The organism is Litorivivens sp. (assembly GCF_041624475.1).
Classification (GTDB): Bacteria; Pseudomonadota; Gammaproteobacteria; order Pseudomonadales; family Spongiibacteraceae; genus Litorivivens.
The window spans coordinates 39,928-49,441 of sequence record NZ_JBFJUX010000018.1 but is presented as its reverse complement, the minus strand read 5'-3'; the positions used below and the strand labels follow the sequence as shown (position 1 = coordinate 49,441).

Genomic DNA, 9,514 nt, shown 5'->3' with positions numbered 1-9,514 from the left:
TAAATACAATGTCTTATAGAACCATAAAACGGAGAAGCCTCAGCCAGAGCCCACTGTAGGACGACTCTAATCAACAGTTAATTCGCAATATGCAAAGCAGAGTGATAGCGCCTTTGCGAAAGAGCTTGATAGGCTCGGCTAGCGGCATCGACGCCGCTGTTTTTACACGCACAAAAAAGGCCGTGGGCTTACACCACACGGCCAAACGGAGATCAAAAGCGTCAGGAAAAATCAGTTAACCATTGTCTGACAAGCCGTATATTCATTCAGTCCTGCAAGCCGGGCTACCGCTTGCTGGAAATCAGGTTTCTGCGTCACCGCGCTCAGATAAGCCTGGCAGGCCCCAGCCCAATCCTTTTGAGCCTCACGCAACAAACCGCTGTGATAGGCCACACGCCATCCGGAAGCGCCTAGCCGGCCAGCTATTGAGAGCGTTCGCCGTGCATCGTCATATTTGCCCTCCAGGTAATAAGCTGCAGCCAGCGTTTCGCGCAACTCAGCATAATCAGGACGAAGCAGAATTTGTTGCTTTAACAATGCTTTTGCGCGCGCGGTATTACCATCATTCATCGCCAACTGGCTGCGCAGAATAGCCGCTTCGGGATGAGCGCCTGGTCGCGCCAGCAACTGATCCAGCAGATATTGAGCCCGTTCAGTACGCCCTGCCCGAGTTTGCATTACGGCGTTCGTCATCATAATGCGTTCATGCGTCGGGAATTCTACCTGCAAGCGTTCGACTTCCCGCTGTATCCGCATGCAATCTTCTATTGAACTATAAGCTCGCTGAATTTCATGGCAGGAATCACCCTGGGTGTTTACCTCCTGGTATAGCGCCAGTAGTTGATCCAGGCGCTTGTCAGGATCGACCTGACTGGCACGATGTTCTGTCATTGACGCGCATCCAGTCATAAAAATTGCCAGGAATACAAAGGTAAATCTTTTCATTGTTAAGTTTTTCATTGGATCGCTCCTTGTACACCAGTTTTAACCGGGTATTCACGTGTCGGGGTGGAGACAGCCCAATCCAAGAGCTCAGAGCTGTGCGGGAATTGCCACAACGCCATTTCGTGGCGCGGTTTACGAATAATGGTTGGGGTGACGATGATAATGAGTTCACGGTCGCTATCGGCATCACTGGTTGATTTCGCCATATTACCGATCAGCGGGATGCTGCTAAGGCCGGGAGTATGACTATTGTTTTGAGACAAATCCCTGCTTACCAAGCCACCAATCACCAAGGCCTGTCCGTCTTCCAGACGGGCTGATGTTTTTATGGTGCGCACATTAAAAGCTGCGGAGTTAAGCGCGCTGCCCGTACTTCCCGCAATATCCTGGGTCAACTGCGTATCGGGCAGTGAAATGGTTGGCCGCATATCCAGGGTAATACTGTCGTTTTCGCCCACCATAGCCCGTACCTCAAGCTCAACACCAAAGGACTTGAATTCGGTGCCGCTGAATACACCTGATGTATTTGCACCGATACTATCGTCACCGGACAGTCCTGAGGGCGCGAATGCTTTCGGCACGGGCACTTCTCCACCGGCACGAAACACCGCAGATTCACCTGCAAGAACAGTCAGTGTTGGTCGCGAGACGGTACGGGAAATGCCTTCCTCTTCAAGCAAGGCGAACAACAGATCCAGCGCGGCATCGCCACCGCCAATTTGCAAGTTGTTCAGAAGGCTACCGCCCAGCAATTGCAAAGCATTCTCCAATTGAGACTGGCTGCCTGCCTGTTGTGAGCGACCGCTCAGTCCAAAGGTCGCGGAGTTATCATAACCATTGGTTACCAGCGTCATATCAGGGCGCCAGCTCTTCAACCGGCGTCGGCTGACTTCATGCATCTGCACAGAAACACGCACCTGGGGCAAGTCGCGCACTTCAATGGTTGAAAGAATTCGGCCACCGGCGACGGACAGCATTTTCGAGCGGCCGATATTGGTCTTGATATTATTCCCTAAACCGCTGCTGGCCCCAGACGAGATACCACCCAGGCTGCCCAGCGCGCCGGAATTCACTGAGCGGCCGCTCGAACCGATCAGGCCTCCCGCTTCATTCGCGATAACTTCGATGTTACCCCCGTCGCCAAGCTGGGCATTGCTGCCAACAAACATACGTGCGGCAATATTCAGAACCCTGATAAGCTCAACCTGGCTTTCAACTTCACCTGAGAGGAGCAGGGTGTCGCTCTGATCGTCCATAACGTCACCTCCCTGAATCCGCTGAATTGTCACCTGTTCGCCGCCAACACTTTGAATAGCCTTTTCCAGCTTTTCAGCCACCGTTTCGGGCAGCGTCTCGACCTGTATCAGGTTAATAATCGTAGCTCGCTTGGCGTTTCGGCGTGTTGGCGCTGAGGCTTGATCCAATGCTGATTTGACGCGAAAGGCGGTATCCTTCAAAACCGAGTTCATGGTAGGAGCCTGCATCACCACATCCTTGCTACCGCCGCCACTTGCCACGTCTAGGTAATTTCTAGCTGCAGTTTCCGCCGCAATGCGGAAGTTAATCGTAGGTACCTTGCCTCGCAGAACCAAAGCAGCGCGATCGGGCGCGAGCTCGATTCGAATATTGCGGTGAATATCGTTCAGGGCTTTGCGCAAGACGCTCAGATCTTCAATGACAGTAAAGAGGAAGTTTTCTGTTGTTCCATCTTCGTACCAAACCATAATGCTTGTGCGACCGACATTTTTGGCCAGCGCCAGCACCTCATTTGAGTCCAAAATCTCGACCTGAATGGTCGTATCCTGTCCCACCGCGACTCGCGTTAGACTTTTGCGGAACACCAAGCGGGTATGGGTCCACTGCACCAGCTCTCTCGTTTTCGCTGACTGTTTACCATCAGCGGTCTCTACGAGGCGAAGTCCTTTAGTGTCGTTACCTAGCGCAGGTGCTGCACCAACAGAAAGTATCCAAAGTGCAATTATGTACATAAACCATTTCATGGCTGTGCTCTCCGTATGCCTTGCTTTATCACGGCGTAGCCGATGCAGCAGGCTTGATGACAGTGCTGGACGCCAGAGGCATTGCACTGTTCTGTTCTGCGTAGCAGTTCAAGTCGTCCCGGACTTGGCTGGCAACGCTGGGTTCACAACCGTAAACAGTCACTGATCGACCAGGTTGTGTACGAGGGCAGAGATCTCCGAAGTCCATCACACCATCGCCATCGGTATCTCGATAACCGGTTGCGGGGGCACCATAGGCAGGATCAAGGGCATTGACGTAGTGCACCGTTGCCAATTCGCTACAGGCGGTCAGACAAACGATGCTCAGCGCTACGATAGTTCTCATGATCACTCCTCGGATTTCTGCTTCAGTTCGTTGATGCCAAAACATTTGGCGTCGGACTGACTACAGCAGGAACCAGACCAACCTTGAAATATAAAGAAAAATATATGTTATTCAGTTAGTTACTTGCGAGGCAGGGAATATTTGGAAACAGCCTAAAGGCATTGTGATTTGCAATATGCAAACCGTTTTACGAGGATCTCGCGTAGCTAGACGCCCCTGCGGGCAGCGGGACACTGCAATCAAAGTGGCTGATTGCCATGAGCCCGAAGTGGGCAGTGGTTAGACAGGCTGTTATAAGGAGGGAGTTAAGTGGCGCGCTGACTTTTGATTAGTGCCGCCCGAAGCCCTGCACCTGCGACTTTCGCCGCAAGTGTTCTGGGTAAAGCTTTAAGAAATCGCGTCATCAGTCTGTTCTGCCAGCCTGGCGTCCAGTAATTGCGCTTGCCAAGCTGGGCTAGCGCTTCTGTGACCACCCGCTCAGGCGTCATCAAACCAGAGAGGTCTTCATTGCGAAAACCCTGCTTCCGCGGCGCCTCTGTATCCGTGGGGCCCGGAGCGATCACCAGTACATCAACACCGCTGCCGCGACATTCATCGTGCAGTGCAATACCCAGCGAATGGACAAAGGCCTTACTGGCTGCGTAGGTAGCTGACCAGGGGAAAGGTGACTCGCCTTCCACCGAACCGGTAAAGATGACACCGCCGCGCCCCGCAGCCTTCATATCGGGCAGACAATGGTATGTCAGTAAAAGCGACGCGATACAATTGGTGTTAACCATGCCTGTATTGTCCAGTGCACTGGCCTCTTCAAAACGCCCCTTGAAACCAAAGCCCGCATTGTTTACCAGCAAAGACACGCCTCGTCCCTTCAACGACCGCGCAAATTCATCGACCGCCTGAGTGTCGGCCAGATCCAGCACAACGACCTCTACCATCGCTCCATAAGTATGTAGTAGCTCTGCCGCCAATCCCTCGAGCGCTTCAGCCCGGCGAGCTACCAATATCAAATCCATTCCTGCTGCGGCCAGAGTTACAGCAAAAGCACGCCCTATACCTGATGACGCTCCGGTCACCAGAGCAACACCCTCAAAATAACTACTTGATAAGCGCGCCATCAAATATGTCCACCCATCAATCGCGGTACCACCCCGGAGTCTATACCCTGCCGGCCGACCAAAATCCCTCTGCGAGCGTATAACTATGCAGGCACACCCCCAGCACTAGCCAACAACACTATGCTGGATAAGAAACTCCCGTCCCCCCCAAGCCACAATACCCCCCCGGATTCTTGGCTAGGTACTGCTGGTGATAATCCTCGGCAAAATAGAAATCGGGCGCCGCGATAATTTCGGTGGTGATCGGGGGCAGGCCTTTTTCCTGCAAAGCCCGCTCGTAGGCCACTTTGGAATCTTCCGCCTGCGCCTGCTGCGCATCGGAGTAGCTATAGATGCCCGACCGGTACTGCGTACCGACGTCGTTGCCCTGACGCATGCCCTGGGTCGGGTTGTGACTTTCCCAGAAGGTTTGGAGCAGGGTTTCATAACTGATGATCGAGGGATCAAACACCACCAGCACCACCTCATTGTGGCCGGTCATGCCGGTGCAGACCTCCTGATAGGTGGGGTTTGGGGTAAGGCCCGCCGCATAGCCCACTGCCGTTGTGTAGACCCCCTCCAGTTGCCAGAACTTGCGCTCGGCACCCCAGAAGCAGCCCAAACCAAACATGGCGGTTTCCAGATGCACCGCATAAGGCCCTTTCAAAGGAGCGTCCAGCACATAATGCCGCTCCGGAACGGGCATCGCCTCGCTGCGTCCGGGCAGAGCCCTTTCCGGCGAGGGTAATTCACTCGACTTGCCAAACAAACCCATCGTGCACTCCTTCTGTCGTGCTTCTTATATACCTACAATTTTCTGGCCAACAGCAGCCCGTCACCAATCGGCACCAGACTGCACTCTACCCGGTCGTCCGCCCCCACCAGCGCGTTGACCTTCTGGATGGCCTGAGTTTCTTCATCCTCACTAGGCTCGGCAACCCGGCCATCCCAAAGCGCATTGTCTATGGCGATCAGGCCACCGGGGCGGAGCAGGGTCAAGCACTGTTCGTAGTACTGGGCGTAGTTTTCCTTGTCCGCATCGATAAAGGCAAAGTCATAGTACTCGCGCTCGCCCGAGGCGATCATCGCCGCGAGTGTCTCGGCCGCAGGCCCCAGCCGCAGGTCGATCTTGTAGTCCACCCCCGCCTGCTCCCAGTAGCGTCGGGCAACATCGGTGTATTCCTTACTGGTATCGCAGGCGATGATTCGCCCCTCCGGCGGCAGCGCCAGCGCGGTGGCAAGGGTGCTGTAACCGGTAAACACGCCAATCTCAATGGTGTGGCTGGCACCCAGCATATTAATCAGCAGCTGCATAAACTGGGCCTGCTCGGGGGCGATCTGCATCCGGGCCATGGGCATGGCCATGGTTTCCTGCCGCAGCTCATTGAGCAGTGAGTGCTCCCTGACCGTAGTTTCCAGCAGATAGCGGTGCTCCGCATCCGTCAGACCATAGCTTTTGTTCGACATCGCTCTCGACTCCCAATCCACAACCAACTTCTTGTAAAACAATCAAAAATCATGCCGAAAAGCCGGCCCGAAGACCGAGATCCCACACTACCAAAAAACTTTCTAATATTGTTGCTATTTCTGACAAAACCGGTATAAATGGCGCCCTCTTTCCACCTCACTGGGGGACTTATGCTAAATGAAGAAATTGGACCTTATGCCGACAATGGAAGCCGGCTCATCAGCTGTTAACGTATACACCTCCTCCGATGAAAACCAAGATCATTTCATCGTCCGTGACGGTGTAGCATACGCCGGTACACATCTGATCATCGATCTCTGGGGAGCCTCCCATCTCGATGACATCCCCAGAATGGAAAAAGCCTTTCTAGAAGCCGTGAAAGTGTGTGGCGCTACGCTGCTGCATATTCATATGCACCACTTTACGCCCAACGGCGGCGTCTCCGGTGTAGCGGTTCTGGCAGAGTCACACATCAGTGTGCACACCTGGCCCGAACGCGACTACGCTGCGTTTGACGTATTCATGTGTGGCGATGCCCGTCCCGAACTGGCGATCCCTGTACTGCAACGCGCCTTCCATCCGAAGCGCATTGAAGTCAGCGAAAACCTGCGCGGGAGGATGGAGGATGTCTGAACAGCACCTGCAGTTTCAGGAGAAACTGCACGATGGCTGGGCACAGACCTTTGGCATCAAGAACGTTCTCTTCGAGAACAAAACAGACCACCAGCATCTCATTATTTTTGAGTCGGTAAGCTTTGGTCGCGTAATGGCCTTGGATGGCATTATCCAGACCACCGAGCGCGACGAGTTCATCTACCACGAGATGCTGGCGCACGTTCCGCTGTTTGCCCACGGCGAAGCCAGGGATGTACTGATTATTGGCGGCGGCGACGGCGGCCTCTTGCGTGAAGTACTCAAGCACGAGGGCGTGGACCACGTTACCCAGGTCGAAATTGATCAGGCGGTTATCGATATGTGTGTAGAGTACCTGCCGAACCACTCGGCCGGTGCCTACGACAATCCCCGCGCCAATATCGTGATCGACGACGGCATCAACTACGTGAAGCACTGCGACCGGCAGTTCGACGTGATCCTGTCAGACAGCACCGATCCAATCGGTCCTGGCGAAGTCCTGTTTACCAGCCCCTTTTATGAAGGCGTAAAACGCTGCCTCAAACCCGGCGGCATTTTTGCGGCTCAGAACGGGGTGTGTTTTATGCAGCAGGACGAAGTGAGCACTACGAAAAAGCGCCTGTCACCTTACCTCGCCGACACCCACTTCTTTACCGCTGCGGTACCAACCTATGTGGGCGGCATCATGACCTTTGCCTGGGGCAGTGATAATCCTGCGGCGCGCAATGTGCCACTGGAAACACTGGCAGCCCGGTATAGCGAGAGCGGGATCAAGACGCGGTTTTACAATCCGGTGATTCATGCGGGCAGTTTTGCGCTGCCGCAGTATGTGGTTGAGGCTTTAGGCTAAAGCCTGCCCTCACCCTAACCCTCTCCCAGAGGGAGAGGGGATATTAAGTGCGCCCCCTCTCCCTCTGGGAGAGGGTCGGGGTGAGGGAGAACTTAAATCAGCGACCAATTCTCGCCATTGCGCTCCACCCGTCCCTCTTTCTCAAGTTTCAGCAAATGCGCCAGCAGCGACAACTGCGCCACCGGATGCAGCGACGGATCGACGTCGTCGTATACCGGCACCACCAGCTCTTCCAGCGAGACCTGTTCAAATGCCGCCAGTTTGTCAGCCACTTTAGCTTCACGCTTCAGGCGGTGCTTGATCAGATAATCCAACTCTTGGGCCGGCTCAGCAATCAATCCCCCATGGCCCGGTGCGATATATTTCAGCGGGTAGTCCAGCATACGTCGCAGCGAATCGATGTAATCTTTCATATCGCCGGCCGGCGGTATGATCACCACGGTAGAACCCTGCATCACATGATCGCCGGTAAACAGCAGACCGCTCTGTTCGTGCAGGTAGCAGAAGTGATTGCCAACATGACCCGGCGAATAGATCGCCCGCAGCGCAGCGCCATCCGCGTCGATAATCTCATCATGAGCCGGCTCGCGATCGGGGGAAAAGCTCTCATCCTGAAAACCGTCCTGAGCGATCACCGCGCCGATGACGGCCGCGCCGGTTTTCTCCTGCAACAGGGCGGCGCAGGGTGAGTGATCCGGGTGGGTGTGGGTGGTGACAATCTGTACCAGCTTGCCGCCGCCGGCCTCGACCGCACGCAGAATCGCCGCGGCGTGCTCAGCATCGGCGGGGCCGGGGTCGAGCACGGTGACGTTTTTTGTGCCCAGCAGGTAGCTGTTGGTTCCCGGCCCGGTCATCACTCCGGGGTTGGGTGCGACCACCCGGCGCACACCGGGGGCCAACTCAACGGCCTTGCCGTGGGTAAAGTCGTCCATCAAACGACGTTTTTGATGGGCACGTTCGGGTCGACGTCGGCTTCGTAGTCCACACCGTCCACTTCAAAGCCGAACAGGCGCATGAACTCGTGCTTGTAGCCGGCAAAGTCTGTCACCTCACGCAGGTTGTCACTGGTGACCTTGGCCCATTCAGCGGCCACCGCATCCTGAATTTCCGGCCGCAGCTCCAGGTGGTCCTGACGCAGGCGGCCCTCTTTATCCAGTCGCGGTGAATCGTTGTAGAGGTTGTCGCGGAACAGCCCGTCAATCTGCTCAATACAGCCTTCGTGACTGCCGTCGGCCTTCATCTGCTTGAACAGCAGGGCCAGATAAAGGGGCATAATCGGAATGGCTGAACTGGCCTGGGTGACCACGGCCTTCAATACCGACACCCGCGCATCGCCACCTTTGGCCGCCAGCTTTTTGCGAATATCCAGCACCCGCTTGTCCAGATCCTGCTTGGCCTGCCCGATGGTGCCGTGCCAGTAAATATCCCAGGTGATCTTCTCGCCCAGATAGGTGTAAGCGGTGGTTTTGGCGCCCTCGGCCAGTACACCTGCCTGATCCAGCGCGTCGATCCACATTTGCCAGTCTTCGCCACCCATCACCGCCACGGTGTTGTCGATCTCTTCCTGATTGGCTGCTTCCAGCGTAACCTCTTCAACCAGCTCCTTGTCGGTATTCACGCCGCGCTGGGTAACGGCCTTGCCAATGGGCTTGAGGGTAGACCAATGCACTTCGCCGGTTTTGGGATGTTCACGGCGCGGCGCAGCTAGGCTGTAGACCACCAGATCGACCTGACCAAGATCGGCTTTAATCTGCTCGATGGTTTTTTCTTTCAGAGCATCGGAAAAGGCATCGCCGTTAATGCTTTTGGCATACAGACCTTCTGCCTCGGCAAATTTGTGAAAGGCCGCCGAGTTGTACCAGCCCGCCGTACCCGGCTTGCGGTCACTACCCTCTTTCTCAAAGAAAATACCCAAGGTGGAGGCGCCGCAACCAAAGGCGGCGGTAATGCGGGATGCCAGGCCATAACCAGTGGAGGCACCAATGACCAGCACCCTTTTGGGGCCATTCTCGATGGGGCCCTGGGCTTTGACGTAGTCGATCTGCTCTTTAACGTTCGCCTCACAGCCAAGCGGGTGGCTGGTGACACACATAAAACCGCGGACGCGGGGTTTGATGACCATGCAGCTTATTCCTTTTACAATAGGCCTTTTGACAGGCCGCATTCTAGCAGCCTGAA

General features: G+C 55.2%; 10 protein-coding genes. 2 read left to right on the top strand and 8 right to left on the bottom strand.

Annotated elements, in window-relative coordinates; all coding sequences use genetic code 11:
* Positions 1–231: 231 nt before the first annotated feature.
* From ABY734_RS14960 to ABY734_RS14935, 6 genes are all read right to left on the bottom strand, one after another.
* Positions 232–960, bottom strand: a complete 729-nt coding sequence (locus ABY734_RS14960; protein WP_372780122.1) for a tetratricopeptide repeat protein — start codon at positions 958–960, stop codon at positions 232–234.
* Positions 957–2,945, bottom strand: coding sequence for a pilus assembly protein N-terminal domain-containing protein (locus tag ABY734_RS14955; RefSeq protein WP_372780121.1), 1,989 nt, complete (start codon positions 2,943–2,945; stop codon positions 957–959). The genes ABY734_RS14960 and ABY734_RS14955 overlap by 4 nt, the downstream gene beginning before the upstream one ends.
* Before the next feature lie 28 nt (positions 2,946–2,973).
* Entirely contained in the window at positions 2,974–3,291 is a 318-nt protein-coding gene (locus ABY734_RS14950; protein WP_372780120.1) for a hypothetical protein, read from the bottom strand.
* Between the two features lie 305 nt (positions 3,292–3,596).
* Positions 3,597–4,406, bottom strand: coding sequence for an SDR family NAD(P)-dependent oxidoreductase (locus ABY734_RS14945; RefSeq protein WP_372780119.1), 810 nt, complete (start codon positions 4,404–4,406; stop codon positions 3,597–3,599).
* Positions 4,407–4,524: 118 nt separating this feature from the next.
* A complete protein-coding gene (gene msrA, locus ABY734_RS14940) occupies positions 4,525–5,160 on the bottom strand; it encodes a peptide-methionine (S)-S-oxide reductase MsrA (protein WP_372780118.1) in 636 nt (211 codons plus the stop codon).
* A 32-nt stretch (positions 5,161–5,192) separates the two neighbouring features.
* Positions 5,193–5,852, bottom strand: a complete 660-nt coding sequence (locus ABY734_RS14935) for a class I SAM-dependent methyltransferase (protein WP_372780117.1) — start codon at positions 5,850–5,852, stop codon at positions 5,193–5,195.
* Between the two features lie 205 nt (positions 5,853–6,057).
* Between ABY734_RS14935 and speD the strand changes: the two genes are divergently transcribed.
* Together speD and speE are read left to right on the top strand one after the other, a co-directional pair.
* The gene (gene speD, locus ABY734_RS14930) at positions 6,058–6,486 is read left to right on the top strand and encodes an adenosylmethionine decarboxylase (protein WP_372780123.1); all 429 of its coding nucleotides are present in this window, start codon (positions 6,058–6,060) and stop codon (positions 6,484–6,486) included.
* Positions 6,479–7,336, top strand: coding sequence for a polyamine aminopropyltransferase (speE, locus tag ABY734_RS14925; RefSeq protein ID WP_372780115.1), 858 nt, complete (start codon positions 6,479–6,481; stop codon positions 7,334–7,336). The genes speD and speE overlap by 8 nt, the downstream gene beginning before the upstream one ends.
* Positions 7,337–7,428: 92 nt before the next feature.
* On the opposite strand, the gene ABY734_RS14920 is transcribed toward speE, so the two are convergent.
* Both ABY734_RS14920 and fabV read right to left on the bottom strand, forming a co-directional pair.
* Positions 7,429–8,268, bottom strand: coding sequence for an MBL fold metallo-hydrolase (locus ABY734_RS14920; RefSeq protein WP_372780114.1), 840 nt, complete (start codon positions 8,266–8,268; stop codon positions 7,429–7,431).
* On the bottom strand, positions 8,268–9,458 hold the full coding sequence (gene fabV / locus ABY734_RS14915) for an enoyl-ACP reductase FabV (RefSeq protein WP_372780113.1): 1,191 nt from the start codon (positions 9,456–9,458) through the stop codon (positions 8,268–8,270). The genes ABY734_RS14920 and fabV overlap by 1 nt, the downstream gene beginning before the upstream one ends.
* Positions 9,459–9,514: the final 56 nt, after the last annotated feature.